The sequence below is a fragment of the Streptomyces sp. NPDC046465 genome, from assembly GCF_040646035.1.
In the GTDB taxonomy this organism is placed as follows: Bacteria; Actinomycetota; Actinomycetes; order Streptomycetales; family Streptomycetaceae; genus Streptomyces.
This window is the reverse complement of record NZ_JBEYZK010000009.1, coordinates 235973-262094: the sequence shown is the minus strand read 5'-3', so window position 1 is coordinate 262094 and position 26122 is coordinate 235973. Positions and strand designations below refer to the sequence as shown.

Annotated in this window: 20 protein-coding genes; 6 read left to right on the top strand and 14 right to left on the bottom strand. The window is 73.6% G+C overall.

Going from position 1 to position 26122, the window contains the following annotated elements; all coding sequences use genetic code 11:
- Position 1 precedes the first annotated feature (1 nt).
- The 5 genes from ABZ953_RS16595 to ABZ953_RS16575 form a co-directional block, all read right to left on the bottom strand.
- Entirely contained in the window at positions 2-1927 is a 1926-nt protein-coding gene (locus tag ABZ953_RS16595; protein WP_361723389.1) for an SWIM zinc finger family protein, read from the bottom strand.
- A complete protein-coding gene (locus tag ABZ953_RS16590; RefSeq protein ID WP_361723386.1) occupies positions 1924-5604 on the bottom strand; it encodes a DUF5682 family protein in 3681 nt (1226 codons plus the stop codon). The genes ABZ953_RS16595 and ABZ953_RS16590 overlap by 4 nt, the downstream gene beginning before the upstream one ends.
- Positions 5591-6703, bottom strand: coding sequence for an AAA family ATPase (locus ABZ953_RS16585; protein WP_361723577.1), 1113 nt, complete (start codon positions 6701-6703; stop codon positions 5591-5593). Before ABZ953_RS16585 ends, ABZ953_RS16590 begins: the two co-directional genes overlap by 14 nt.
- Before the next feature lie 161 nt (positions 6704-6864).
- Positions 6865-11793, bottom strand: coding sequence for a hypothetical protein (locus ABZ953_RS16580; protein WP_361723383.1), 4929 nt, complete (start codon positions 11791-11793; stop codon positions 6865-6867).
- Complete coding sequence (locus ABZ953_RS16575; RefSeq protein ID WP_361723380.1) at positions 11790-12689, bottom strand: DUF4132 domain-containing protein; 900 nt, start codon at positions 12687-12689, stop codon at positions 11790-11792. Before ABZ953_RS16575 ends, ABZ953_RS16580 begins: the two co-directional genes overlap by 4 nt.
- A gap of 132 nt (positions 12690-12821) precedes the next feature.
- On the opposite strand from ABZ953_RS16575, the gene ABZ953_RS16570 reads away from it, so the two are divergent.
- The gene (locus ABZ953_RS16570) at positions 12822-13136 is read left to right on the top strand and encodes a DUF6479 family protein (protein ID WP_361723377.1); all 315 of its coding nucleotides are present in this window, start codon (positions 12822-12824) and stop codon (positions 13134-13136) included.
- 57 nt (positions 13137-13193) lie between these two features.
- A complete protein-coding gene (locus ABZ953_RS16565) occupies positions 13194-13577 on the top strand; it encodes a VOC family protein (RefSeq protein ID WP_361723374.1) in 384 nt (127 codons plus the stop codon).
- Positions 13578-13692: 115 nt separating this feature from the next.
- Here ABZ953_RS16565 and ABZ953_RS16560 read toward each other — a convergent pair whose 3' ends face one another.
- Both ABZ953_RS16560 and ABZ953_RS16555 read right to left on the bottom strand, forming a co-directional pair.
- Positions 13693-14898, bottom strand: coding sequence for a DUF1684 domain-containing protein (locus ABZ953_RS16560; RefSeq protein WP_361723371.1), 1206 nt, complete (start codon positions 14896-14898; stop codon positions 13693-13695).
- A gap of 94 nt (positions 14899-14992) precedes the next feature.
- Positions 14993-16072, bottom strand: coding sequence for an NADH:flavin oxidoreductase/NADH oxidase (locus ABZ953_RS16555; protein ID WP_361723368.1), 1080 nt, complete (start codon positions 16070-16072; stop codon positions 14993-14995).
- A 199-nt stretch (positions 16073-16271) separates the two neighbouring features.
- On the opposite strand from ABZ953_RS16555, the gene ABZ953_RS16550 reads away from it, so the two are divergent.
- Positions 16272-16646: a helix-turn-helix domain-containing protein gene (locus tag ABZ953_RS16550; protein ID WP_361723365.1), complete on the top strand. Its 375-nt coding sequence runs from the start codon at positions 16272-16274 to the stop codon at positions 16644-16646.
- A gap of 97 nt (positions 16647-16743) precedes the next feature.
- On the opposite strand, the gene ABZ953_RS16545 is transcribed toward ABZ953_RS16550, so the two are convergent.
- Positions 16744-18111 (bottom strand): FAD-dependent oxidoreductase, encoded by a 1368-nt coding sequence (locus ABZ953_RS16545; RefSeq protein WP_361723363.1) that lies wholly within the window; start codon positions 18109-18111, stop codon positions 16744-16746.
- A gap of 285 nt (positions 18112-18396) precedes the next feature.
- On the opposite strand from ABZ953_RS16545, the gene ABZ953_RS16540 reads away from it, so the two are divergent.
- Positions 18397-18879 carry a DUF6214 family protein gene (locus ABZ953_RS16540; protein ID WP_361723360.1) on the top strand — a complete coding sequence of 161 codons (483 nt, stop codon included), beginning with the start codon at positions 18397-18399 and terminating at the stop codon, positions 18877-18879.
- Between the two features lie 61 nt (positions 18880-18940).
- Here ABZ953_RS16540 and ABZ953_RS16535 read toward each other — a convergent pair whose 3' ends face one another.
- A complete protein-coding gene (locus ABZ953_RS16535; RefSeq protein ID WP_361723357.1) occupies positions 18941-19609 on the bottom strand; it encodes a DUF305 domain-containing protein in 669 nt (222 codons plus the stop codon).
- Between the two features lie 187 nt (positions 19610-19796).
- On the opposite strand from ABZ953_RS16535, the gene ABZ953_RS16530 reads away from it, so the two are divergent.
- Positions 19797-21299, top strand: coding sequence for a hypothetical protein (locus tag ABZ953_RS16530; protein ID WP_361723354.1), 1503 nt, complete (start codon positions 19797-19799; stop codon positions 21297-21299).
- On the opposite strand, the gene ABZ953_RS16525 is transcribed toward ABZ953_RS16530, so the two are convergent.
- The 4 genes from ABZ953_RS16525 to ABZ953_RS16510 form a co-directional block, all read right to left on the bottom strand.
- The gene (locus tag ABZ953_RS16525) at positions 21296-21955 is read right to left on the bottom strand and encodes a TetR/AcrR family transcriptional regulator (RefSeq protein WP_361723351.1); all 660 of its coding nucleotides are present in this window, start codon (positions 21953-21955) and stop codon (positions 21296-21298) included. The genes ABZ953_RS16530 and ABZ953_RS16525 overlap by 4 nt on opposite strands.
- 189 nt (positions 21956-22144) lie before the next feature.
- Complete coding sequence (locus ABZ953_RS16520) at positions 22145-22840, bottom strand: HAD-IA family hydrolase (protein ID WP_361723348.1); 696 nt, start codon at positions 22838-22840, stop codon at positions 22145-22147.
- Between the two features lie 33 nt (positions 22841-22873).
- Positions 22874-23560 (bottom strand): phosphatase PAP2 family protein, encoded by a 687-nt coding sequence (locus ABZ953_RS16515; protein WP_361723345.1) that lies wholly within the window; start codon positions 23558-23560, stop codon positions 22874-22876.
- Positions 23561-23738: 178 nt separating this feature from the next.
- Positions 23739-24674, bottom strand: coding sequence for a M56 family metallopeptidase (locus ABZ953_RS16510; RefSeq protein ID WP_361723342.1), 936 nt, complete (start codon positions 24672-24674; stop codon positions 23739-23741).
- Positions 24675-24814: 140 nt separating this feature from the next.
- On the opposite strand from ABZ953_RS16510, the gene ABZ953_RS16505 reads away from it, so the two are divergent.
- On the top strand, positions 24815-25477 hold the full coding sequence (locus ABZ953_RS16505) for an HAD family hydrolase (protein WP_361723574.1): 663 nt from the start codon (positions 24815-24817) through the stop codon (positions 25475-25477).
- Here the strand turns inward: ABZ953_RS16505 and ABZ953_RS16500 are convergent.
- The gene (locus ABZ953_RS16500) at positions 25467-26021 is read right to left on the bottom strand and encodes a DUF5134 domain-containing protein (protein ID WP_361723339.1); all 555 of its coding nucleotides are present in this window, start codon (positions 26019-26021) and stop codon (positions 25467-25469) included. The two genes, ABZ953_RS16505 and ABZ953_RS16500, sit on opposite strands and share 11 nt — an antisense overlap.
- Between the last annotated feature and the right edge of the window lie 101 nt (positions 26022-26122).

Below are 26122 nucleotides of genomic sequence, written 5' to 3'. Positions count from 1 at the left end.
CTCAGTGTCTGGCAGGCGCCTCCGGGGCCTGGGTCCATGCGGCGGTGAGCAGGGATGCGGTGGCCGCTCGTGTGTAGAGGTGGGCCGCCAGCCAGGCCTCGGCGTACGCGTCGGGGTCCGCGGGGCGCAGGCGGCCGAGTGCGTCGTGGGTGCGGTCGGCTGCCGTGGCCGTGAGGCGGCGGGCGCACTCGGCACCCGTGGTGAGGCCCACTGACCGTAGGCGGCGCGGGAGTTCATCGCCGGTGTCCGCCGCGGCGACCGGACGGCCGCCCGCCGCCGCCCGGTCGACGGCACGGCGGAGCAGGCTGAGCTCCAGGGGGAGCGCCGGGGGGTCGGCGGGCGGTGCCGAAGGGCTTGTGGGCGAGGGGAGGGAGGAGTGCGGGGGGAACTGGGATCGGTTGAGGTTCCGCAGGCCCAGGTCGGCGCGGAGCGGTCGGCCGTCGGGGCCGGGCCACGCGGCGGCCAGGGCGAGGACGCCGCCGGGGCGCTCCGGGTCGATACGGGCGACGACGCGCAGCGGAAGGCCGACGCGCGACGCGATGAGCCGCAGATTCTCCGCGTAGGGCAGCTCGGGACGCTCGTCCGGGGCGAGCAGGCGCAGGGTGGGCCCGTCGGAGACGGCGAGTCCTCGCGCGGCGACCGTCCCTCGGAGGAAGACGAGATTGCCGCCCGCGGCTGTCCGCTCCTCGACCGGCGTCCCCAACCAGGCAAGCCCGGTGGCCAGTTGGGTGTGCGGGGGGCGTTGCCACAGAGGGGCGAGGGGGGTCTCTGTCCAGGCCGCGCCCTGTGCCCGCGCCGAACGTACCGTCCGTCCCGCACCGATCCGGCCGTCCGGCGAGACCGTGGGCCCGGTGAGAGTCACCCCGCCCCCGTCGCCGAGGTCGCGCAGCGAGAGCGCACAGCCGCCGGGGACGGGGGACGCCGCGGCCTGCCGGACACGGTCGGGGTCACCGGGCGCGACGTCGGACAGGGTGCGCAGTCGCCCGTCCGGGGCGAGGGCGTAGGTGACCGCGCCCGCGTGGCCCGACGCGGTGACCACCGGCTCGGTGAACAACCCGTGCAGGCGCAGCGGTCTCTCGGGCCGGTAGGCACGGCGCGCCGGGCCGACGAGGGCCGGTTCCGCGGCCTCGGTCGCCCGCAGCCCTCGCAGCCCTCGCAGTACGTGCAGCAGTTCGGCGAGTTCGCTCACGAGCTCGGCGAGCCGGAACCCCGGATCGCCGGAGGCGGCCTCGCCGAGTCGCTGTGCCGCACGGACCGCTGCCGCCGGAGCGCGGTGCAGACCGGTCAGCCGCGCGGAGTGCGCCGCGTGCAGCAGCCCCGCACGGTGCACGGCACCGGCCCCGCCGACCCCGGTCCCGGCGACCAGGACGTCCCGCGCGGCGGCCCAGAGGGCACGGGTGGCGGTGGACTGGGCTGGAGTGAGGGGAGTGAGGGGAGTGAACGGCGTGAGGGGGGTGCTGGGAGCGGTGGGGGTGGCCGCAGCCGGGGCGGAATCACGAGCGGGTGTCATGTCGGGCGGGGCGGGCGACCCCTCCGTCGGCGGCTCCTCGGCCAGCGGCGCCCGCAGCAGCACCGCCGCCCTGTGCAGGCATGCGGGTGCGAGCAGGCACGTGCACGTGGCGTCTTCCGCCGCGGCGACGATGCCCTGCGGGGCGGACAAGGTCACCAGCGTCTCGTCGTCGACGCGGACGACCGCGCGTACCACCGTCCCGGCACCGTCGGCCGTGGTGTCGACCGGCCAGGCAGCGGCCTTGGCCACCGCCCCGTCGACGCGTTTGCGCAGCCGTGCCGGGAGCGGGTCGAGAGCCGTGGCGGCGACCTCGGCGGCCACCGGAGGAAGCGCGGGCCGCGCGGGCGGCGTGGGTGGTGTGGGCAGTGTGGATGGTGCGGGTGGTGCGGGTGGTGCGGTCATTGGGTCCGTCGTCATCGGGTCGCCCCTCCCATGCGTTCGCCGACCCAGCGGGCCAGCTCCAGTGGGCTGAGTGCCGCGACCGGCATGCCCGCCGCCACCAACTGCCCGGCCACGCCCGCCGAGTAGCGCGGCCGCCCGGCGTCGTCCAGCGAGGCGCAGCCCAGTACGTGGCAGCCCGCGTCGATCAGCGCCCGCACCTCGGACAGGAGCGGGCCCACGGGTCCGCCCTCCTCGAAGTCGCTGACCAGCACCACCAACGTGCGTGACGGCACGGTCACGAGCGTGCGGGCGTGCCGGAGGCCGCGGGCGATGCTGGTGCCGCCGCCGACCCGTACCTCCAGGAGCAGCCCCAGCGGGTCCGCCACCTGGTCGGTGAGGTCGAGCACCTCCGTCGAGAAGGCCACGAAGTGCGTACTGAGCGCGGGTACCCCGGCGAGCACGGACGCCGTGAGCGCCGACCAGACCGTCGACGCCTCCATCGATCCGGACACGTCCACGACCAGCACAAGGCGCCAGTCCGCCGCCTTGCGCGACCGCGAGCGGAACACCGGCCGCTCGGGCAGCACCGTCACCGTGCCCGTCACCGGATCGCGGCGCGCGGTCGACAGATTGGCGCGCAGGGTGCGCGCGAGGTCCAGCGGGCCGCCGGGCCGGTACGTGGGCCGGGGATGCGCGAAACCGGTGACCGCGGGGCGCAGACGATTGGCCAGCGCCTCGGTCAGCTCCTTCACCAGCCGGGCCACCAGCGGTCGCAGCCGGGCGAGTTGACTCTCCGGCAGGCCGCCCGCGTACGACAGGACGGTGCGCAGCAGCGCCACCGAGGGGCGTGCCGTCGCGGGGTCGAGCTCCATCGCGGCGTCGATGCGTCCGGCGTCGGCGGCCGCGGCGAGCACTTCTTCCCGCACGCCGGGCCCGAAGAGCGCGGCAAGCTCCTCCGACCAGCTCCGTACGTCGGGGTACGGGGCGTCGGTGCCGCCACGTCCGGCCGCGCCTCCGGTACCGGCGTCGCCGCGAGAGCCTTCGCCGCGCCCGTTCCCGTACAGCTCGTCGAGCGCGGTCGCGACCCGGCCCGCGCGCCCTGCCAGGCCCCGGGTCCTGCCCAGGAGCAGCCGCCAGCGCTCGTGCGGGCCGAGGGCCGCGGGTCCGGTGACGGGTGCGGTCGCGCGTGACCTTGCGGGAGGCACCGGGACGGCAGGCCGGGGCGAGTGGTCGGCCCGGCCCACGGTGACCCGGTCCTCCACCGCGACCTGGTCCTCCACCGTGACGTGGTCGGTCGAAGCCTGCGCCAGGCCTGCAGCGGCCAGTGCCTCCCGTCCCGCCAGATCGGCCTCCGCGAGGCGGGCGAGGGCGGCCGGGTCGGTGACCGTTGTCGGCAGCGTGGCCACCGAGAGGCCCGTGCGGTCCTCCACCGCCGCGAGCACCCGTCCGCGCGCCGCGGGGGTCAGGGTGTCGAAGCCCGCTCTGAGCGCCGGCAGCCGGTCCAGGAAAGAACGGTCCGCGAGGGACTCGACCCGTTCGAGCAACGGGTCAAGCGCCCGGCCCGTCTCCATGAGCGGGCCCGCCGCCGCCAGTGCGCCCCGCAGGAACGCGCCGAGTTCAACGCGCAGTTCGGGCGTCACCGCACTGTCCACGCGGGAGGCGAGCCGGACGCCGAAGCCCTCGACGTCCAGTCGGCCGAGCAGCACCCGCCCCGCGCCCGCCGCCCCCCGGATCAGGGCCGTGCCCGCCGCGTCGAGCCGGGCCAGGGCGTCCGCGAGCCGCAGCCCGCCGCCCCCGTCGGCCGCGCGGACGGCAAGTTCCACCACCGCGCGGGCGTCGGCCGCGTCGGTGGACCCGGTGAGCCCGTCGAGCGCCCGCGCCCCCGCCGCGCCCAACTCCGCGCATACGGCGTCGACGTCGTCGGCGCGCCACCGCTCGGGCAGTCCCGGCACTCGGCCCGCCGCGATCCTGCTCAACAGGTCAAGGCCCTCGATGAGTTCCGGCAACGTGGCGGACGCGGGCAGCAGCTCCGCCACCTCTCCCAGGCGCTCACCGGCGAGGTCGGGCAGCGCGCACCGTGCGGCGTCCGTCAGAGCGGCGAGCACCTGTGCCGCGGTCGGCCCGCCGTGCCGCGCGTCGGCCGCGCGGCGTTGGCGCAGCATGCCGTCCGTCGCCTGCTCCAGGGTGACGCCGTGGACGCCGACGACATCGAGCATCGCCGCCGCCGACGGTGACCACTCGGCCGTCCAACGCGTGGTGAGCGCGGCGGCCTCACCGACCTGTGCCACCTCGCCCTCCTCTCCGTACGGCACGCGGCAGACCGCCAAGCGGCGCAGGAGGATCTCGCGCCGCAGGTCCAGCTCCGAACGGTGCGGATCAAGGCGCAGTTCGCGCCGGTCGGGTGCGTCGGGCGTCGGAAGCGAGAGCGCGGCGAGGGCCTCCTCGACCGCGGGGCCGAGGCCCGACCGGGGAGTTCCCGGCGCGAGCCGTCCTCGCCGGTCACCGACGAGGACCTGTTCCATGGCGGCGGCCACCGCACGGCCACGGCCGAGGAGCTGCCCCTGCGTCAGTACCGTCTGTACGGCCTCGGCCAACTCGCCGCGGCCCGCGGCGGGCAGGCCGCGCAGTACGGCCAGGTCCCGGGCGACCCGGACCACCTCGCGCGCGTCCGCGGGCCCGCTCGGGTGCCCGGCCGCACGGATCGCGGCGCAGATCCGCACGGCGGTGGCGGTAAGGAGGTCGTCGAGCCGCTCGGTCTCGCCGCCGCACCGGAACACGCCGCGCTGCCACTCGGGGTCGCGGATCCCGGCCGGATAGCCGGACCGCTCGTCGAGGAGCGGGTAGGCGTAGGGCACGAGGGAGGTGGTGACTTGGCTCCCGGCCTCGGCCACGGCACTACCGGTCCCGGCCTCGATTCTCTTGGCCGCACCGCCCTCCACCCCGCCGGGCCCCGTCATCAGGGCCGCCGCGTGAAACGCCCCGACGACCGCCACTGCCCGCTTCCCCCGGCGCCCCGCCTGCCCGGCGCGTCCCACATGCTCCGCGAGGCGCCGCCGCATGTGCGCCTCGCGCGCCAGGTCGTACGCCGTCACCTCGCCCGTATCCGTCCGCAGGGCCCAGCCGACCAGGAGCGCGGCCCTGCGCAGTGCCTCCGCCGTGCCGCCCGGTGCGGCCGTCTCGACGAGGCGGTCCCACAGGTCGTCCTGCGCGCGCAGCCCGGCACGCGCGCGGAGCGCGGAGACCAGGCGCCCCGGCTCATCCCGTACCGGCACGACATCCCGTCCCGGCGCCTCGCGCACCGATTCCCGCTCCGCCAAGGGCAGATCGAACGGTACGACCGGCACGTCCGCCTCCCGGGCCCAGCGGATCGCCGCCAGCTCCGGCGAGAACTCCGCGAACGGCAGGAAGACCAGGTCACCCGCCCCGGCGCCGCCCGCAAGGGCCACCGGCGGCACGGTCGCCGGGTCGCCGAGATGCGCAAGCCACGGAGCGAACTCCTCGGGCAGCTCCACGAACAGCACCTCGGGACCGGCCGCCGCGAGCAGCTCCGGCATCGCGGCGGCGAGCGCGGGGGAGTGGTGCCGTACGCCGATAAGGAACGGGTCACGGCACCCGGCCAGCTCCGCGAGCGCCGCGTCCGGCGACGGCGCGGCACCCTGAACACCAACACCCTCGACACTTTCAACACCCTCAACACCCTCAACCGAGGTCATCACGCAGCTCCCACAAGGTCCGCCACAGCCCCGCGCCGCTCTCCGCACGCCGCCGCACCGGACCGTCCCAGTAACCGAGCAGCCGTGCGTGATCCGCCGGATCGTCCTTGCGCACGGTGCCCAGGAGATGGCCCGGCAGCGTACGGACGACGTCCCGGCCGTCCCCCAGATACGCGGCGCCGATCCCCATGGACGTGGCGACCTGTACCGCCTCCGCCGTCGACATGACCGTCGAGGGCCGCTCGACCTCCCAGCCCTCGGCACTGCGCCCCGAACGCAGGTCCCGGAAGGCCGTGACCAGCGCCTCAAGAACCGTGTCGTCGACCGAGAAGGCGGCGCCGGAGCGGGCGAGCGCCGATGTCGCCTGGCTGCGCACGAGCTCGGTCTCCGCCGTCAGATCGCCGATCGGGCCGACCGTCTCGAAGTTGAAGCGCCGTTTGAGCGCAGCGGACATCTCGGAGACACCGCGGTCCCGGAGGTTGGCGGTGGCGATCAGAGTGAACCCCGGGACGGCGTGCACCGTCCCGTCGTCACCGCCCTGGCCTGCCAACTCCGGTACGGATATGCGGCGTTCGGAGAGCAGCGACACCAGGGCGTCCTGCACCTCGGGCAGGCAGCGCGTGACCTCCTCGATCCTGGCGACCGCACCCCGCGCCATCGCGCTGAGCACCGGCGAGGGGACGAGGGCCGCTCGGCTCGGGCCGCCCGCGAGGAGCATCGCGTAGTTCCAGCCGTACCGGAGCTGGTCCTCCGTGGTGCCCGCGGTGCCCTGCACGGTGAGCGCGCTGGTGCCGCACACGGCGGCGGCCAGGAGCTCCGACAGCATCGACTTGGCGGTGCCGGGCTCACCGACGAGCAGCAGTCCGCGCTCGCCCGCCAGGGTCACCACGCAGCGCTCCACGAGCTGTCGGTCGCCCACGAACTTCCGTGTCACGGCGAGCTGTTGCCCGTCACCGCCCCGCAGCTCCTCGCCGTCCGAGCCGCAGACGAAGAGCACGACCGCACGCGGGGTGAGCCGCCACCCGGGCGGGCGGGGGCCGTCGTCGTACGCCGCGAGGAAGGCCAGCTCCTGCGCATAGCGGTCTTCGGGCAGCTCCATCTGCCGCCCGCGCGACGCGTGTTGCTCCACCGGATGCCCCTTTGTCGCCTGCTCATCCGCCGTCTTCTCGTCCGTCGTCGGCTCATCCGCCGTCTGCTCGTCCGCCGTCGGCCCGTCCGTCTCCGCCTGCCGGTCCTGCCTCGGCTGCCGCTGTTCGTGCGTCATCGCCTGCCTCCCCTGCGGGCGCCCCGCTCCTTGAACTCCTCGTAGCCCGGCAGGTCGCCCTCGACGATCCGCCGCCACGCGTGCGCGTACAGCTCGGGAACCGGGCGGTCGGGCACCTCGAAGCGGGCGCTCCGCTCCGGCAGCAGCGGGGTCTTCCAGGTCTCCACGGGCAGCAGCGGCGCACTGCGGTCGAGCCAGCCGCCGGGCAGGAAGAGCGAACGGCCCGCGCGGGACCGCTTGGCCTCCACCACCAGCTCTGTGGCGGCCAGTTCGGCCCGCGCCTTCTTCAGGCGGGCAGGCTGCCAGCCCGTCCAGGCCGCCTGGCGCCGGTCCGTCGGATCCGGCAGGGCGAGCAGCATCAGATACACCACGGCCGCGTCCTCGGAGAGCCCGAATCGCTCTCTCGCCTCCGTGACCGCACACGGCGCGCCGATCAGCGGGTTCTGCGCGGCCCCCGCCGGTCCGTCGGCGGTGAGCAGCACGGTGAACTCGTCGCCGAGCAGCGTCCGCAGGGCCCGCAGTGCGTCGCTGTCGCCCGCGAGGCCGGTGAGGAGCGTCAGCGCGGGGTGGTCAGGGCCGCTCGCACCGCTCGCCGCGGGCAGCAGAGCGGCGGGTCGCACCCACACCGCGTCCCACTCGGAACGGTGCCGCATCGGGGCGAGCACGATCGCGGGCCCGGCGTCCACCAGGCCGAGGTCGTTCTCCCCCCCGCGCGGCGGAAGCCCGAAGGCCTCCCGTACGCGGGTCCCCGTGGCGTTGCCGTCCATGCCCCAGGTCATCCGCAGATCGAGCAGGAGCCCGGGGTCGGCGAGCCGCTCGCGCAGCATCCGCAGGGTCTCGGGCAGGACGGCGCGCAGCGGGTCGCCGTACGGCAGGCGGTACGCCAGCCAGCGCAGCATGCCCACGTACGGGACGAGGTCGCCGCCCTTGAGCAGCGCGGCGGGGTCCACCGGCTGTAGCCCGTCGTCGACCTTTTGCTCGGTCCGGCCGGTGAGCTCGGGCCGGGTCTCGGGGTTGAGGACGTGGTCGAGGATGGGGCCCGGACCGATCTCGGCGACCACCTGGGTGATCAGCTCGGACGACGCGACACGGTGCCTGCCGCGCGCCGCGAGCCAGAGCTCCGCCGCGTCGTCCAGGCGGAAGCCGGACGTCCACAGCTCTTCGACGCGGTCCGGGTCGAGGGGTACGAGCGCGGCCGTGAACGCCTGTCGCTGGGGGAGGGGCAGATCGCGCAGTGTGCCCCGGGCCGCGTCGGCCTCGGCGCTCTTGGCACCCAGCGGCTTCAACAGCTCGGCGGACAACAGCCCGTCCCTGCCGAACCCGTCGAGGCCGGGGAGGCCGAGCAGCAGCAGCGCCCCGACCACGGGGCCGATCCCGATGCGGTCGGCGAACTCCGCCGCCTGCTCCGGGCGGTAGGGCAGCGGTCCCCGCTCCCGCAGCCGCGCGATGAGCCGTCGCAGCGCGGGCGCCCGGTGCGGGTCGCCGGGATCGCCGTGCACCTGCGAGGAGGTGAGGGCGAACCCGTCCCAGGGGCCGAAGGCTCCCGTCGGGTCGTACTCGACGCCGCTCCAGAACGTGTCGTCACCCTCCACCCGCAGGCACGACACGATCAGCATGCGGCGCGCCCCTGCGGAGATCATCTCGCCCGCACGCTCGGGCCGGGCCTGGTGCGACGTCTTGAGCTCCACCTCGCGCAGCCGCCCGCGCGGGTCGACGAGCACCGCGTCGCCGTCGGCCCGTACGTCGAGGACGGCGTCGAGGAACTCGAGCAGCGCCGCACGGTGCGTGCCCTCCGTCGTCGGGGCGGCGGCGCGCAGGGCGAGCGCCGTCATGCCGGGGCCGACGAGCGTCAGCCAGGCCAGGCCCGTGCTGCTGAGGCCGGGCTTGCCGGGCACGGTGCCGGGGCCGACGACCCGGCCGAGGGCGGCGATCTGCTCGATGGCGGAGGTGTCCTGCTGAGCCCGCGCGTACGAGCCGTACGAGCCGTGGAAGTGCCGTGTGCCCGTCAGCCCTCGCACGGCGTCGCGCAGCACGCTGTCGTACGCGTGCCGGACGGTGGGCACCGCGTTCCGAGTGGTGTCTCCCCGCCGCCTGGCCCGTTCGGCGAGCGTGGCGATCCGCTTGGCGCAGCGCGCGGTCTCCTCGATGAGACCGGCCACCCCTCGGGCGAGCGCCTCGTCGGTGACGGCGGGCAGCAGACGGGCGACGGCCGCGCCCGCGCTCTCGCCGCCCTGGACGGCGGCAAGCAGCGCCACGACGTCCGCGTCGGTGACCGCGCGCAGCGCCGCGGAGCCGCGCTCGTCACGCGGTCGCAGCGCGTGCCAGTGCCACAGGGGCGGCACGAAACGGGTGCCTGCCGCATGGGCGCTGCCCCGGTCGCCGAGTTGTACGCGGGCGACGGCCACGCCGTCGGCGTCCCGCAGTTCGATCACGGACTGGTTCCAGCCGAGCTGTACGGGATGGAGCACGGAGTCTGCGGGCAGCCGAAGCGGGGCGGCGGGTCGGCCGTCGGTCGTCGGGAGCCCACGGGTGCCGTCGACCGAACAGGCCGTAAGGGCCTCCGCACTCTTGTCGTACGTCACCCACCAGCCGAGCAGCCCGTCCTTGCTGCCGAACGGCGAAGCCTCCAGGCCCGCCTGCACGGGCAGCAGCCGGCAGCCCTCCTCCTCCAGGCGCACCGTCGGCCCCGCCCCGGCGAGCGCCGAGTCGAAGAACGCGGGGACACAGGCACGGCCGCGGCGCGCGGACGCGGGGTCGTACTCGTACCAGCGCCCTTCGTGCAGCACCCAGGAGGAGACGCCGTCCGATGCGACCTCGCGGCGGCGCTCGGGGAAGGTGGTGTCACCGGCGTGCACGGGCCGGGCGCCGTACCAGCGGCTGCCGTCGGGGAGCGGCACCGAGACGGTGCCCGCGTCGTACCAGCCGTCCTGGAGACCCGTCGGCCTGAACTCGTCCGCGGGACTGCCGGACCAGACGGCCCGCTGTTCGCTGCCGTACCCCGCCGCGATCAGCCACTGTCCGGCCACGAACCGCACGGTGGGCTCGCCCCGCCCGGAGGCCTTGCCGGGCAGGCTCAACGTGCGCTGGTCCAGGAGGCTTTCGGGGCCCGCGAGTGCGACGTGCGTGCCGGCCCGGACGATCAGCGCGGGCCAGGCGTCGGCGCACTTGTACCCCTGGTTGTCGACATGGGGCCATCGCGGCTGCGCCGTCGGCGTCTGCTTGACGTCGCCGAGCGCATCCAGCGCCTCTTCCAGCGCGGGCCAGCCCAGCTCGTCGAGGATCCCCGCGCGCAGGGTCCGTGCGAGGACCGGCGCCGGGTCGAAGGAGACGATGCGCTCCACGGCCTCGGGCGCGGTGGCCAGGACGGCGGGTTTGGAGAACCGTGCGACGTCCCGCAACAGCGTGTCCAGGCCGGGCAGTCCGATGGGCGCGGCGAGGTCCGCGGCGCGGTGGGCGAGCCAGTCCGCGAGGACCGTGCGCAGCGCCGGATGCTCCGCGGCCCGCTCAAGGCGCGCCGAGGGCGCCGCCGCCGGGCCGTCGGCGGTCGACAGGGCCTCCGCCGCCTCCCGCAGGAGCGGCGCGAACCGGGCGTCGGAGGTGAGCGCCACCAGATCCCTGCGGCCCTCGCTGTCGTCCTGCAGCCAGTACCGCAGCTCGAGGCCGGTCGCTTCCTTCGGCGGCTCTGCGACCGGAACTCCGGCCGCCAGCGCGGTGTCCAGGAGATCCAGGTCCGTCTCGCAGCGCCACCCGCGGTCGACGACGAGCCGCACCGGCGCACCGTCCGCGATCAGGCGCGGCGCGAGCCGCTCCACCAGGGCCAGTTCGGCGGTGAGCCGGTTCGACTCCCGCCAGCCGCGCCGCCGGTGCCGGGCCCACGCGCCCAGCCACTCGGCGGCGCTCGCCGCCCCGTCGAGGAGCAGCCCGATCGCCCCGCACCGGTCGAGAAGGTCGAGCCACTCCTCGTCGAAGGCCTCCGGGTGGTCGCCACCGGCCGTCGGCATGAGCGTCAACAGCCGCTGCCGCACGGCCGGATCGGCCTGCGCGAGCTCGGTGAGCGCGGGCAGCGCGGACTTCCAGAAGCTGCCTGCCGCGCGGGTCATCGCACCCGAGTGGATGATCTCCGCGAGCAGCGAGCACTCCTCGCGGCGGGCGACCAGGCCCGCGTTCTTCGCCAGGCGCCGCAGGTCCTCCAGCATTCCGGCGTACGGGGCGATGCCCGCCGCGCACCGCTGTAGCGACAGCGTCCTGAACTGCTCGTACGCCTCCTGCCCTGTCAGCCGCGCCGCGAGGCCCTTGGCGTGCTCGCGCAGCACCTTGCCGCTGAGCGCGCCCACGCCCGCGAACTCCAGGAAGACCTCCCGCAGCCGCTCCTCGTCGATCTCAAGGGCGTGCCGCTGCTCGGCCGCCCGCGCCTTGCCGAAGAACACCGAGGCCTGCTGGCGCGACTCGGCGGCGAGGAAGAGCCGTGCGACCTGCTCGTAGAACGTCGGCAGGAAGTGCGGCACCGAACGGTCCAGGCGGTCGCCGATCTCGTCGAAGCCCTCCTTGGCCAGGCCGGGCTTGCTCGCCACCAGGCGGGCCAGCCGCTCCATCTCCTTGACGACGGCGAGGGCGTGCCGGCCGTTGGCCGGGTCGTTGACGAGGGCCCAGGCGGGGAATCCGAGCGACTGGCGCTGCACACGGCCGACCGTCGTGGCCGTGCCCGCCCCGAACCCCAGATACTCCAGGGCGAGGTCCTCGGCGGGACCGATCGCCTCGGGCACCAGCCGTACCACCGTGCGCCCTTCGAGCACCGGGTGTGCGTACGCGCGGGCGGTCAGCGTGTCCCCGGCCGACCCCCCGCCTTCACCACCGCCTGCGGCCGCACCGTCCGTGACGGGCGGCAGCACCGCTCCCGCCTCCAGCAGCTTCTGCTCCCTGCTCACAGCTCCCCCGTCCCGCCCTCTTCGGACTCGTCGTACTCGTTCTTCAGGACGCGGCCCGCGTGCACGAGGGCCGCCATCCGGACGCCCTCCGACCAGGCGACGGGCCCCACTTCGCCGAGCGGCACCCGACGGCCGCCGACGGTCCGCCACTCAAGGGCGCCCGTGCGGGTCTCGCTCTCGGGGTAGTCGTCACCGAGCCAGTACGCCGCTTCGAGCGCGCGGCCGTCCTCCGTCAGCGCGCACACCGCGTAACCCCCGCGCACGCGGTAGCCGTACGACACCGCTCTCGCGGTGGCGTGCCGCAGCTCCTCGAACGCGGCGTCGGCATACGCACCCCATTCCAGCGCCGTGCCGTCGGCCGAATCCGGGCGCGGCCAGACCTCCCGGAACAACTGGTCAAGCCCCTGCTCGACACCGAGCTCGGCGGCGAACTCCCGCAGGTCGTCGAGGTCGTCGAGAAGCACCGGATGCGGTATCAGCACTTGCTCCGCGTCGAGCCGCACCGAGTCGCCGTCCAGGTCGACGATGCCGAGGCCACGCTCGGGATCGGCGTCCCGCAGGAATCCGGCGCGCCCGGTGTCGGCGCAGCCGTCGGCTCCCACGGGCGCCACCACCAGGTCCCGCAGCGCCCCTTGCCAGGCCGCGTCGGGCCACACCTGCGTGAGCAGCCGGGCCGGGACCGGCAGGGAGCGCACCAGCCAGGTGTCCACCTGGCTCCGGCACTCGCGCCCGTGCCGCTCGAGCCACTCGGCGAGCTGGCGCAGCCGCACCACCTCGGCGTCGTCGCGCAGCTTCGCGGGGACCTGCTTCAGCGTGCGGCCCGCGGTATTTCTGCACAGCACGCGCGTGCCGTCCAGAGTGACCGCATATCCACCCGCCGTCTCGACCCACCCCATGTCAGGACCCCTCCCAGACCTCCTGCTTGCCATGTCGATCACAGTAGGTGACGGGTCTGACAATCCAGCCGCGGGCGGCGACTCCGCGGCCTCTACGGGCTTTCCCCTCGCGTACACGGGTACCCGCGGCCCATGACTGATAGCAGCGTGGAACATCTGGCCGCCGGAGTGCCCGGGGGCGGACTCGTGCCGTTCCTGGTGGGCCTGGGCATCGTCGCCCTGCTGGTCTGGGCCGTGTGGCTCGGGATTCGGGTCCGCCGCAGGGAACCCCGGACACCGAGGCCCGAGGAGCAGCCGCGGCTGCCGCCCGAGGGGCCCGTCGGGGACGTCGTGGAGCACCGCGAGCCGAAGGAGGTGCCCCGGGACGGCGGGAGGCTGACTCCGCGTCAGGTCAAGGGGGCGGGCGGTGCGTCGTCCCGGCGGAGTGATGACGACCGGCGGGGTTGAGCGGGGGCCGGGGGCGGCGCGCCGTTTGGGCGGACCGGCGCGGGGGACTCGGACGGCATGACCGTTCACAAGCACACCGTGCTCGTACTGGACTGTTCGGAGCCGGAGCAGCTCGCCGAGTTCTACGCCGGACTGCTGGGCGCCGACGTCCAGTTGAGCAAGGACCCGGACTACGTAGAGGTCACGAACGAGAGCGGGGTCTGCATGGCCGTGCACCGGGAGCGTGACTACATACCGCCGAGCTGGCCCCGCCCCGAGGACTCACAGCAGGCCCACCTGAGGATCATGGTGGCCCGCCACGACATGGACGAGGCGGAGCGCGAGGCGGTCGGCCTCGGCGCGCGGCCCGTCGACACGAAGAACAACAACGGCCCGCGGGACTCCCGGACCTACTCCGACCCCGCGGGCCACTCCTTCACGCTGGCGGCCATCCCCGAGTGACCGTGAGGGGGCGCGGCGCATGCGTCAGCACGCTCCGTACGCGGTGCCGCACTCGCGGGAGCCAGCAGCGCGTCCGCAGGGACCGGTCGTTGCGGAGGAACTCCGCCCGAGGGCATCAGGGCCGGTCGGGCGAGTTGAGCGGTACGACGTTGAAGTACTCCTCGATGCGGTCGATGAGGCCGCCGTCGAACCGGAAGTACATCGCGGCGTGGACGTCACTGCGGGATCCGTCGGTCATCGTCAGGTGGAGTACCTGCTGCTGGAGCACTTCGTCCCCGGCACGGAACTGCCGCACGATGTCGTACCGAAGTGTCCCGACACCGGCGGCCAGCTGCTTCAGCAGTTCCATGTTCTCGTCGATCGTCTGGTCACCGCTTCCGTCGCTGTGCCACACGGTGGCGGTGCCGGTGCACAGGGATCGCATCGCGGCGTAGTCCCGCACCTCCCACTGCCGGAGGTAGCGCACCGCTGCCGCGCACAGGTCGTGCTCGGGCGCCATCGCTTCCTCCTTGCGGAAGACGGGGGCGCGCTCTCCCGCTTCGATGCGTAGGGGGATGCGGTTCTCCCGGAGCGGCAGGGGACAGGGGAAGGCCGCCGAGAACATGTGGTGGGGGACAACGGCCCGGTTGAAGTCGATACGAGCCGTACCCGTGGAGTCCTTGGGCCGGGGCAGGATCAGCCAACGGCCCATGCCGGGTGTGTCCGTGCCGCTGGTGTCGTCCGTGAACGCGATCAGCAGGGTGTCGCTGCCCACATCGAACGCCCGGAGCGTGTGCCGCTCGCCGCGCAGATCGAAGATGAAGTCACCGGGGGCCGGGAAGGAGTCCCGCATGCTCGGGCTGGTCAGCCGGGTCACCTCCAGGCGACGTCCGGCGTCCGCCGGACGGTACTCCGCCTCGACGACCCAGGCCGGGTCCCACGGCCACGCCTCGATCCCGCGCAGGCCGACGAGGCTCGGCGCGGCCGGATCCCACACGGCCAGGACGTGGGCTCCCCGGAGTTCCTCGATGGTGCCGCGCCGCCCACCGGGGAAGGACAGGCGGCAGGCGCCGGTCAGTTCGACCGTGCCGTCCACGGCTAGGCCGTCGACGGACACGCCGTCCGCACGGGCCGCGGTCAGCGTCAGGCTCCCCGGGGAACCGGTGGACGTCCACCGTCCCGGAACCTCGGGGACTTCCTGACCCGGTTCCGTGATCAGCCGATGGGCGATGCGGCCCGCCTTCCCGTCCGGGCCCGCCATCTCTTCCCACCGACTCTGACGCCATGTGCCGTGCTCGGTGTACTCGGTGTACTCGGTGTACTCGGTGTAATCGCTGGACACTCTGTTCTCCTCTGCGGGTGGCGATTGGATGGTGCGCTCACCCGGAGAACTTCAGCAAAGCTGCTTGCTGCTACGGCAAATGTCGAACCCGGCGTCAGACGGAGCGGTGGTACTGGTCCGGAACGTGTACGTCGCCGCCGAGCTCGCGTGCCGCGTGCCGCGCCCATGAGGGGTCGCGCAGGAGTTCCCGGCCGAGCAGGACGGCGTCGGCCTCGCCGTTGGCGAGGATCTTCTCGGCCTGCTCCACCTCCGTGATCAGGCCGACCGCGGCGACCGGCAGCTCCGTCTCGGCCTTCACGCGCGCCGCGAACGGGACTTGGTAGCCGGGCCCGACGGGGATTTTGACGCCCGCGGCGTTGCCGCCCGTGGAGACGTCGAGCAGATCGATGCCGTGCTCCTTGAGCTCGCCGGCGAAGCGCACGGTGTCGTCCGCCGTCCAGCCCGCCTCCTCCAGCCAGTCGGTGGCGGAGATGCGGAAGAACAGCGGCTTGTCCTCGGGCCACACGGCCCGCACCGCGTCGACCACTTCGAGGGCGAAGCGCGTGCGGTTCTCGTAGGAGCCGCCGTACACGTCGGTGCGCTTGTTGCTGTGCGGGGAGAGGAATTCGCTGATCAAGTAGCCGTGTGCGCCGTGGAGTTCGGCGATCTCGAAACCGGCGTCCAGGGCGCGGCGCGCGGCCTCGGCGAACTGCCCCACGATCTCGCGGATCTGCTCGACGGTGAGCTCCGTTGGCACGGGGTGGCGCTCGTCGAAGGGGACCGGGCTCGGCGCGACGGCCTGCCAGCCGTGCTCGTCGGTGCCGACCGGGGCGCCGCCCTTCCAGGGGCGGTCGGTCGAGGCCTTGCGGCCCGCGTGGGCGAGCTGGATCGCGGGCACGGTGCCCTGGCTCTTCAGGAAGTCCGTGGTGCGGCGGAACGCGCGGGCCTGCGTGTCGTTCCAGATGCCCAGGTCGTACGGGCTGATGCGGCCCTCGGGGCTGACGGCGGTGGCCTCGACGATGATCAGGCCCGTGCCGCCGGCGGCGCGCGCCGCGTAGTGCGCGAAGTGCCAGTCCTGCGGTGCGCCCACCTCGGCGCCGTCGGGCGCCGCCGAGTACTGGCACATCGGGGGCATCCAGACCCGGTTCGGGATCGTCAGCGATCGCAGGGTGTACGGCTCGAACAGCGCGCTCACGGCGGACTCCATTCGTTCACAGCGGATGTGCGGATGTGCGGATGTGCGGATGTGCGGATGTGCGGATGTGCGGAGGTGCGGCTCCTGCTCGTACGATAAACCTCGTAGTACGGTGCCTGTCAAACTACGATGGGTCTCGTACAATGGCGCGCAGGGAATGCCCGGGGCCCCGGGGTGAACAGGACGAAGTGGAGCCGCCATGACGACCGCCGCCGCGACCGGCAGTACGAGCAGCAGGACGCTCGCCCACCCCGAGCCCGGGGACGTCCGGCTCGAAGGGGTGCTGCACGCCTTCGCCGACCCCATGCGGATGCGGGTGGTGCGGGCCCTGGCCCGCGAGGACGGGGAGGACGGGCTCTCCTGTTCGTACTTCGATCTGCCCGTCACGAAGTCCACGTGCACGCACCACTTCCGGGTGCTGCGCGAGAGCGGTGTGATCCGCCAGATCTACCGCGGCACCACGAAGCTGAACGTGCTGCGCCGCGACGACCTGGACGTCCTCTTCCCCGGCCTGCTCGACAGCGTCCTCGCGGCGGCCACCCGACAGGACGCCAGGCTCGCCGACCGGGCGTGAGCGCGCCTCCACGCGGAGCAGTGCGTGGCCGAACGTTCCACCGACCATCGTGAGCTGGACCGAAGGCTGTTGCCAGGGTCCGCCGGACGTGCCGTCCCTACCCGGACGCGTGCCGCGCCGCCGCCCGCAGCCCCTCCCAGTCCGGGATCTTCACCACGCCTCGCCCGAGCGTGTGGCCGAGCTCCGCCTCCGCGCGCTCGATCGCCAGCCAGCCGGGCCACTCGACCGGATGCTGCCCCGCCGCGCGCACCCCTGCCAGCGGGTCCGCCGGAAGCTGCCGCCGGGCCAGGGCGGGGGCGTCGTCGAGCAGGGAGAGCACCGTCTCCTTGGAGCACGGACGGTTGGTGCCGATGACGCCGGTGGGACCGCGTTTGATCCAGCCCGCCACGTACTCGCCGGGGGAGGGCACGCCGTCGCGCAGGACCCGCCCCGCCGCGTGCGGCACCGTGCCCTGCTCCGCGTCGAACGGCAGCCCCTCGATCGGCACCCCGCGATAGCCGACCGAGCGCAGCACCAGCTGGGCCGGGATGTCCTCGTACTGCCCCGACCCCGTCACCCCGCCCCGCCCGTCCGGCAGGGTGCGCTCGAAGCGGGTCAGGGCGACGTGGCCCGTCGCCCCCGCCGTCAGCGAGACGGGCCGCAGGAAGAAGCGCAGCCTGAGCTGTCGGGGCAGGCCCCGCGGCGGACGGTCGGCCCAGCCGCGCAGCACCTCTACGTTGCGACGGCTCGCGGCAGGCAGGGCCGACGGGTCGGCATACGCGGGATCCAGCGCCAACTCCGCGGGATCGACCACGACTTCGGTGTCCGGAAGCGCGCCGAGCTCCCGCAGCTCCTTGGTGGTGAACCGCGCCTGCGAGGGCCCACGCCTGCCCACCATGGACACCTCGCGCACCCGGCTGCCCGCGAGCGCGCCGAGCGCCGCGTCCGGCATGTCGGTGGGGCGGAGTTCGGCGGCGCCGCGGGCCAGCATCCGGGCGACGTCCACCGCTACGTTGCCGACCCCGATGACGACGGCGGAGTCCACGTCCCGGATGAATCCGCCCTGCGCGCCCACCGCCGCCATCGCGTCGGGGTGCGCGCTGTACCAGGAGACGAACTCGGTCGCCGAGTAGCTGCCCGGCAGGTCCTCGCCGGGCACCCCGAGCCTGCGGTCCGCCGCCGCGCCGACGCAGTAGACCACCGCGTGATAGAGGTCGAGGAGCCGGGCCGGGGGCAGGGCGCCGGGGCCGATCTCGACGGAGCCGAGGAAGCGTACGTTCTCGTGTTCGAGGACCGTGCGCAGGTTGTTCTGCAGAGACTTGATCTTCTCGTGGTCGGGTGCGACTCCATAGCGCACCAGGCCGTACGGGGTGGGGAGGCGGTCGAGCACGTCGACCCGCACATCCGGCACCCGGTCCTGCTGGACGAGGGACTGTGCGGCGTACACCCCGCTGGGGCCCGAGCCGACGACGGCGACCTGCAGCACGGTGGTGCTCCTTCCGCGAGGCGACCCCGGGAATCCGCGAGGCGACCCCGGGACGGTTTCAGGATCGCACCGGAGTGCGCGCGTGTCAGGGGTTGTGGGGCCCGAGTCGTGGGGCCGGAGTCGTGGGGCCAGGGGCCGCCGGGCGCCTGCGCTGTCAGGGTGCCGCTGCCGCGGGTCCTGGGCATCCCTGTGCGTGCCGTTCCCGGCCGACCGCGACGGCGCGGATAGCGTGCGCCTGTGCGGGACAGATCATTTATTGACGTTTCTGATCATTCTCGACCGGATGTGGCGCCCTCGTTCCGCATCCGGCTGACCTTCAGCGACGGGGCCGACGTCGACGTCCTCGCCGTGGTGTCGCACGGCCGCGTCGCGATCAGGGACCTGCGGGCCCAGCCCCCGCTCTCCCTGGACGACGTCGCCGCGCTGGTCGACTGGATCGAGCGCCCGCTGACGGGCGAGCGCCCACTGGCGGACGAGCGCCCACTGGCGGACGAGCGCCCGCACGGCGCCGGGGGGCCCGACGACGGCCGGGGCCTTCCGGTGGAGCTCCGGCCCGCCGCGCGCCGGGCCCGGCGCCCGTGGCCGCGCGGCGGAGCGGGACGCCGGATCGCGGCCGAGGCCTACCGGGCGGCTCAGCGCGAGGGGCGGGACCCCGTGCTCGCCGTGATGTGCGCGACCGGCCGCAGCCGCCGCAAGTCGCTCAGGCTGATCGCGGGAGCGCGCGACGCGGGCTTCCTGACGCCACGCCACCACCGCAGAAGACGCTAGCCCGGCCTCCCACCGGCCCGAGAGTCCCGCCCCGCCCCGCCCCGCCCCGCCCCGCCCCGCGTCAGTCCATCTCCCGCATCCGGCCGATCTCGCTCGACTGCTGCGCCACGATGTCGTTCGCCATCTCCTCGACCTGGATGTTGTTGCCCTCGGAGAGCACATCCGTGGCCATGGTGAGCGCCCCGCTGTGGTGAGTGATCATCAACTTCAGGAAGAGCTCGTCGAACGCCTTGCCCTTGGCCGCGCGCAACTGCTTCAGCTGCGCCTCGCTCGCCATGCCCGGCATCGTCCCGTGCTCGTGCCCGGCGTGCTCGCGCGGACCGCCGTGCTTCTTCAGCCAGCCCTTCATCGCGCCGATCTCGGGCCGCTGCGCCGCGGCGATGCGCGCCGCCAGCCGCTCGACGCGGCTCGAATCGGCCCGCTTCGGGGCGAGTTCGGTCATCTTCAGCGCCTGGCCGTGGTGCACGATCATCATCTGCGTGTAGGTGAAGTCGGCCGAGTTGGGGGAGTCGTCCTCGGCTCGTCGACGCGCGGCGTCCTTCGCGGACATCGTCGCCGCGGTCTCACCCGGCTTGCCCGGGGCGATCACCGAAGGGCCCGGTGACGCCTCGTGTCCGGCACCGGACTCGCCCCCGCCGCCCCCGCCTCCCGCGTCCGAGTCGCACCCCCCGAGCACGAGAACGGCTGTCGTCATGATCGCGCTGACGGCGGACGTACGGCGGTTGAGCACAGTGACCTCCCGTGACACGCAGGCGAGTTGGGGTCCGTATTAGCACGAAGATGAGCAGAGGATGAGCATCGGTGACCGAAAACCCTCGCTACGAGGCTGATTCCCTCTGTTGATCTGTGCATGATGAGCACGATACTGCGGGTGTTGGCGAACCGTTCGCATATGAACGGCGACTAGGGAGGACGCAGTGACCCTGTTGAACAATCCCCGAACCCGTCGCAGACGCCTGGGAGTCGGCGCCGCGGCGGCCGGACTGCTTGCCGCGCTGCTCACCGCCGCACCCGCGGGGGCCGTGCCCGACCCCGGTGACTCACCCGCCGCCCCGAAGAGCGTCTCCAAGAGCGATGCCGACCGGGCGGAGAAGGCCGTCGAGCGCGGGGAGATACCGGCGCCCGACGAGGTCGTCCACTCGGGCAACATCGAGCACCTCGCCAACATCCCCAAGGACGCGCTGCCGGGGTTCAACACCGACATCGCGTTCCAGGGGAAGTACGCCTTCGCCGGAAACTACGACGGCTTCCGCATCTACGACATCAGCGACCCGAAGGCCCCGAGGACCGTCTCGCAGGTCCTCTGCCCGGGCTCGCAGAACGATGTCTCCGTCTCAGGGAACCTGCTCTTCCTTTCCACCGACTCCTCCCGCAGCGACAACTCCTGCAACAGCACCACGCAGCCCGCCACGGAGAAGTCCTCCTGGGAGGGCATGAAGATCTTCGACATCAGCGACAAGTCGAACCCCAAGTACGTCTCCGCCGTCGAGACCGCCTGCGGTTCCCACACGCACTCGCTGGTGCCGGAGCGCAGGAACGTCTACGTGTACGTCTCCTCGTACTCCCCGAATGCGACGTTCCCCGACTGCCAGCCGCCGCACGACGGGATCACCGTCATCAAGGTGCCGCGCAAGGCCCCGGCGAAGGCCGCGGTCGTGAACTTCCCCGTGCTCTTCCCCGGTGAGGGCCCCGACGGCGGCGGCAACCCGGGCGGCCCTGCCAACCCGGGCGTCTCCAAGACCACCGGCTGCCACGACATCACCGTGCTGCCCTCCAAGGACTTGGCGGCGGGCGCCTGCATGGGCGACGGCATCCTCATGTCCATCAAGGACCCGGAGAACCCGAGGGTCATCGACCAGGTCCAGGACAACACCAACTTCGCGTTCTGGCACTCGGCGACCTTCAACCAGAAGGCGGACAAGGTCGTCTTCACCGACGAGCTCGGCGGCGGTTCCGCCGCCACGTGCAACGCGGCCACCGGCCCCGAGCGCGGCGCCGACGGGATCTATGACATCAAGGGCAAGGGCGACAAGCGCAAGCTGGTCTTCAAGAGCTACTTCAAGATCCCGCGCCATCAGGCCGACACCGAGAACTGCGTGGCCCACAACGGCTCCCTGATCCCGGTCAAGGGCAAGGACCTCATGGTCCAGGCCTGGTACCAGGGCGGCGTCTCCGTCTGGGACTTCACCGACTCGACGAAGCCCAAGGAGATCGGCTACTTCGAGCGGGGGCCGCGCTCCACCGACAAGATCAGCACGGCGGGCGCGTGGTCCGCGTACTACTACAACGGCCGGATCTACTCGAACGACATCGAGAAGGGCCTCGACGTCCTGAAGATCAACGACAAGCGGACCGACCCCGCCCAGCGGGTCCGCCTGCACGAGCTCAACGTCCAGACGCAGCCCGACTACTTCGACTAGCCGGGCTGAGCCGAAGGAAGGGGCCGCATCGGCCCGTTCGGAGAGGTCCCGTCGGGCGGCGCGCCGTCCGGCGGGACGCCGAGCTCCCAGTCCAGTCCGTACCGCTGGAACAGCTCGGCCCGCAGGGTCGGGAACGGCATCGGCGCCCCCGGGATGAGCAGCGCGAAGACCGCTCCCATCAGGAGCGCCCGCAGCAGCGGGTAGTCGCGGTCGGCGTCGGGCGATCCGTAGCGCACGACGGTCTCGCGCAGCAGCTCCGCCAGACGCTGCTGCTCGGGGCACTGCACGAAGCCCTCCGCCTGGAGGATGCCCGCCATGTGCGTGCGCATGAGCAGCGGCTCGTCGCGGGCGAGCCCCAGAATCGCGTCGACAGCCCGCGCCATCCTCTCGCGCCCGTCATCGGTGCCGGGATCCCGCTCCAGAGCCGCTTCCAGGGTGCGGTGCATGAGCCGGTGCACCGCGGACTGCAGGAGCTGGCGCTTGCCGGGGAAGTAGTACGACACGAGGCCGCGGGCGGCACCGGCCCGGTCCGCGATGTGGCCGAGCGTCGTGGCCTCGTAACCGTGCTCGCCGACCAGCTCCACCGTCGCCTGCAGCAGACGCTCCCGGGAACGTCTGCGCAACTCCTCATTGACCGACGGGCTACGCGGGGACATTCTGTAACTCCTGCGTTGACTGGCTCTGAGCCAGTATACTCAGTGCGTCCCGGAGCGGGGTCTCCAGCGAGGCTCCACGCGGGTCGCAGGAGCCTGGGGCAGGCAGCACCGCGGGGGAGTGTTGCCTGCCCACAGGTGTGCGCGCGGGGGTCGCGGGACCGCTCCCCCCTCGCCGATCCGGCCGGCCCCTCACCCGAGGAGGTCGAGCACGGGCCGTAGAGCGGCCGGGCGCCGGTCCACCGGCAGATGGTCCACGAAGTGCACCGCGCACCCCAGACCAGCCGCGCCACCGTCGGCCCGCCGGTCGTCGCCGACCATCAGGGCGTCCCGCGGATCGACCCCGAGCGCGGCACAGGCCAGCGCGAAGAGCCGCCGGTCGGGCTTGCTGATCCCGTGCTCGTACGAGAGCACGTAGGCGTCGACGTACCGGTCGAGCCCGTGGGCGCGGAAGACGGGCCGCAGGTCCCACCCGATGTTGCTGACCACCGCGACGCCGATGCCGCGCTCGCGCAGCCCGGCGAGCACTTCGGCTGCGTCGGCGTACGGCTGCCAGGCCGGTGGCGTCATATGGCGTGCGTACAGGGCGTCGTACAGCCGTGGATCGGGCAGCGGCACTTCCCGCGCGAGGCCCGTGAACGCCGCGCGGTGCAGCTCGGCGCTGCGGTCGCGCGCGGCCCACAACGCGGCGAGGTGCTCGGGCACGGTCACGGGGTGGGCTCCGCCGGGCAGCCCGCCCGCCCGCTCCAGCGCCTCGGCCACCCGCCCCGACTCCCCGTCCGGCAGCGGCACTTCGAGCGCGGTGAGCGCGGACCGCAGCCAGGAGTCGGCCGACTCGATCCGGAACAGGGTCCCGGAGAAGTCGAAGAGCACGCCCTTGATCGTCATGTTCGGGATCCTCCGCAGTCGGTCGGGGAGCAGTCAGGTTCCGTTCGTGGTGCGCCTGCCGGGGCCGCGTGTGTACGTGACCACGGCCAGCGCCACCGTCAGGGCGCCGAGCAGCCAGCCGCCGAGCACGTCGGTGGGCCAGTGCACCCCCAGCCAGATCCGCGTCAGACCGACCCCGACGACCGAGAGCACGGCCAGGACCAGGGCGGTGCGCCACAGGGCGGGGCCCGCGCCGTGCGTGCGCAGCAGCCAGAGCAGCAGACCGCAGACGACCGTCGCCGTCATCGCGTGCCCCGACGGGAACGCCGCGAAGTGCGCCGAGTCCACGGGATCCGGCCACACGGGGCGCGGCCGGTCGACCGCCGCCTTCAGCCCCTGCTGCACCATCGAGCCCACCAGACAGGCGCCGGTCAGCCAGAGCGCGAGCCACCACGCCCCGCGCAGCGCCAGCCAGATCACCGCCACCGCGCAGAGCGCCCGCATCGCCCACGGGTCCCACACCCAGTCGGTGAGGATCCGGCCCGCCCGGGTGGCGCCGGGGTTGTCCACCGCCCAGCGGTGCGTGGTGCGCGCGATGTCGCCGTCGAGCGAGAGCAGCGGATGCCACTCCAGCGCCACCAGGAGGAGCAGCAGGAGCGAGGGCGCACAGAGAGCCGCGGCGGCGAGCGCGGCGCGGGAGCGGGGCGGTCGGGTCGGGGAGTCGGTGGACGTGGGGTACATGAAGTGATCCTCGCCGACGGAGCGGAGCTGCGGCCATCCCCGGGTGCCCGGGGCGTGGCGCGTACCCGGGGCTGTGACCTGTACGCATGATCCTGGTTGGCGGTGCTGCGTGCAGCCGCCCCCGACCGTGCCCCGAGCCGCCGGACAGATCCGCGAAGGTCCGCCGGACGGACAGCTGCTAGCCCAGCGCGCGCAGACCCGGCACGAAGGTGACCAGGACGGGGATCACCGGCACGAGCGCCGCCGTCGCCGTCAGGCGGAGCCTGCGTCCCGCGGTCAGGCGCGGCCGGGCGGCGAGCAGGCGGTGCACGCGCTGCGGAACGTGCGCCTGCGTGGCGGGGCAGGGGCCGAACACGCCCCGGTCCTCGTTGAGTTCGACCAGGGCGAGAGCGATCGTCAGACGGCCGAACCGGCGCGACGCCACATCGTCGGCGGCGAGCTCCACCAGGCGGTGCATCTCGCCGCGGAACGCCGCGAAGACCCGTACCTGCGGGAAACCGATGGCCAGAGCGCCCGAGCAGTGCAGCAGCCAGTCGTGCCTGGCCTGTGCGTGGCCCTGCTCGTGCGCGAGGACGGCATCGAGCTGACGGCCCTTCAGGCGGCGCAACGCGGCCGTGGTGATCACCAGTTGGGGGGCCTGCCCCGGCAGCCACCAGGCGTCGGGGCGCTCGCCCTCGAGCAGGACGAGAGGGTTGCTGCCGGGCTCCTCGCCGGGCAACAGCGGGGAACGCACGAGCAGTTCGGCCCGTCGCTCGGCGCGCCGGGAGCGGGCCCGCACGATCTCCCGGGCCAGCATGGCCGCCGTCCAGATCCCGCCGCAGGCCAGCGCCACCGCGGTGGTCGCGGCCCAAGGGCCGGACGCCTGGAGGGCGTACGCCTCGACCACGGCGTGCGGCGCGGGCGCGAAGAGGTGGCCGCGCACGGCCTGCCACGCGGCGGCGGCGCTCAGGGTCATCGAGAGCGCGCAGCAGAGCAGGACACCCGCCACCACGCACTGCCAAGCCCACAGCGCGACCACCGGTTCGCGCTCCGGCCAGTCGGCCCGCGCGAGCATTCGGGGGGCCAGGACAGCGGTCAGGGCGCCCAGCAGCAACAGTGCGACGGGGACCATCATGCCGCTCAGCCTATGAGGGTTGGGCTACCGGAGGGTATGGACTCTCACTCCAAGTGACGCACGCCACGGCCGACACGGGTGTATTTCCCGTACGAGTGACGACCCTGGCCGGGGCGCCGGGACGCCGTAATGTGCTGACGGTGATCGAGACCATCGTGTTCGACGTGGGGGAGACCCTCACCAAAGACGACCGCTACTGGGCAGCGTGGGCGGACTGGCTGCAGGTGCCGCGTCATACCCTCTCCGCGCTCGTCGGAGCCGTGGTCGCGCGCGGCGGGGACAACACCGACGCGCTGCGGCTCGTCAGCCCGGACATGGACATCGCCTCCGCGTACCACGCGCGCGAGTCCGCGGGCCGGGGCGAGCACCTGGGCGAGGCCGACCTCTACGCGGACGTGCGCCCCGCCCTCGGGGGTCTCCAGAAACTCGGCGTCCGCGTCATCGTCGCCGGCAACGGAACGCCACGGGCGGCCGAGCTCCTGCGCGCCCTCGACCTGCCCGCCGACGTCATCGCCACCTCCGGCGACTGGGGCGTGGCCAAGCCGGACCCCGCCTTCTTCGCCCGGGTGCTCGAAGTGGCCCAGGCCGGGCCCCGCGAGACGCTCTACGTGGGTGACCACCCCGCCCACGACATCTTCCCGGCCAAGCAGGCGGGGCTACGGACGGCGCACATCCGGCGCGGCCCGTGGGGGTACCACTGGGCGGACGACCCGGCCGTCGTCGACACGGCGGACTGGCGGACGGACAGCCTCACCGCGCTCGCGGCGCTGATCGCCCGCAGGGAGACGGCGCCTACAGGGTGAGCAGCATCGCCACCATCCCGATCCCCATCGAAAGGCGGCACGCCAGCGCCACCTCCGAGCGGTCCGCCCAGCCGAGCACCGCGGGCCCGCCCGCGGTCGCGGTGACCGTCCGGGGGGCGAGCCGCGCGCCCGACCACAGGACGTACCCGGCGAAGTAGAGCAGCAGCGTGCCGGTCAGGAGCGGGACACCGGCGCCGCCGTGGTGCGCGTGTGCTCCCGGCGCCGTGGCCATCGCCACCGACATGTAGGCCATGGCGAAGGCGCCGACCAGGTGGTGGAGGTGGTGGCGGTCGGTGCGGGCCGCCCACCCGGTGTGCAGCGCGGCCGCGCCGAACACCGCCGCGTAGACCAGCCAGGCCCAGCGCGGTGGTGCGACGACGGCCGCGGGCACGGCCATCACCGCCATGCCGAACCCCATGAGCGCCTCGCCGCCGGCCGTGCGGCGCTGTTCCTCGATCCGGCTGCGCATCCGCAGCAGACAGTAGGCCCCGGTCGCCGCGCAGAGCGCGACGAGCAGCCAGGCGGCCTGTGCCGGTCCGTGCACGGCACCCTCCCCCTGTCGACGGTGTCGTCGGGTCGATGCCCAGGCCCGCGGGGCCGTACGCGAGCGCACGGGGGTGCATGGGGAGCACGGGGGAGCGGGCG

Excerpts from the sequence above, each read along its gene's own strand:
- ABZ953_RS16525 (WP_361723351.1), bottom strand. The coding sequence starts at position 21,955 with ATGTCCCCGCGTAGCCCGTCGGTCAATGAGGAGTTGCGCAGACGTTCC.
- ABZ953_RS16585 (WP_361723577.1), bottom strand. The coding sequence starts at position 6,703 with ATGGAGCTGCCCGAAGACCGCTATGCGCAGGAGCTGGCCTTCCTCGCG.
- ABZ953_RS16590 (WP_361723386.1), bottom strand. The coding sequence starts at position 5,604 with ATGACCTCGGTTGAGGGTGTTGAGGGTGTTGAAAGTGTCGAGGGTGTT.
- ABZ953_RS16595 (WP_361723389.1), bottom strand. The coding sequence starts at position 1,927 with ATGACGACGGACCCAATGACCGCACCACCCGCACCACCCGCACCATCC.
- ABZ953_RS16520 (WP_361723348.1), bottom strand. The coding sequence starts at position 22,840 with ATGACGATCAAGGGCGTGCTCTTCGACTTCTCCGGGACCCTGTTCCGG.
- ABZ953_RS16515 (WP_361723345.1), bottom strand. The coding sequence starts at position 23,560 with ATGTACCCCACGTCCACCGACTCCCCGACCCGACCGCCCCGCTCCCGC.
- ABZ953_RS16575 (WP_361723380.1), bottom strand. The coding sequence starts at position 12,689 with ATGGGGTGGGTCGAGACGGCGGGTGGATATGCGGTCACTCTGGACGGC.
- ABZ953_RS16550 (WP_361723365.1), top strand. The coding sequence starts at position 16,272 with ATGACGACCGCCGCCGCGACCGGCAGTACGAGCAGCAGGACGCTCGCC.
- ABZ953_RS16565 (WP_361723374.1), top strand. The coding sequence starts at position 13,194 with ATGACCGTTCACAAGCACACCGTGCTCGTACTGGACTGTTCGGAGCCG.
- ABZ953_RS16510 (WP_361723342.1), bottom strand. The coding sequence starts at position 24,674 with ATGATGGTCCCCGTCGCACTGTTGCTGCTGGGCGCCCTGACCGCTGTC.
- ABZ953_RS16570 (WP_361723377.1), top strand. The coding sequence starts at position 12,822 with ATGACTGATAGCAGCGTGGAACATCTGGCCGCCGGAGTGCCCGGGGGC.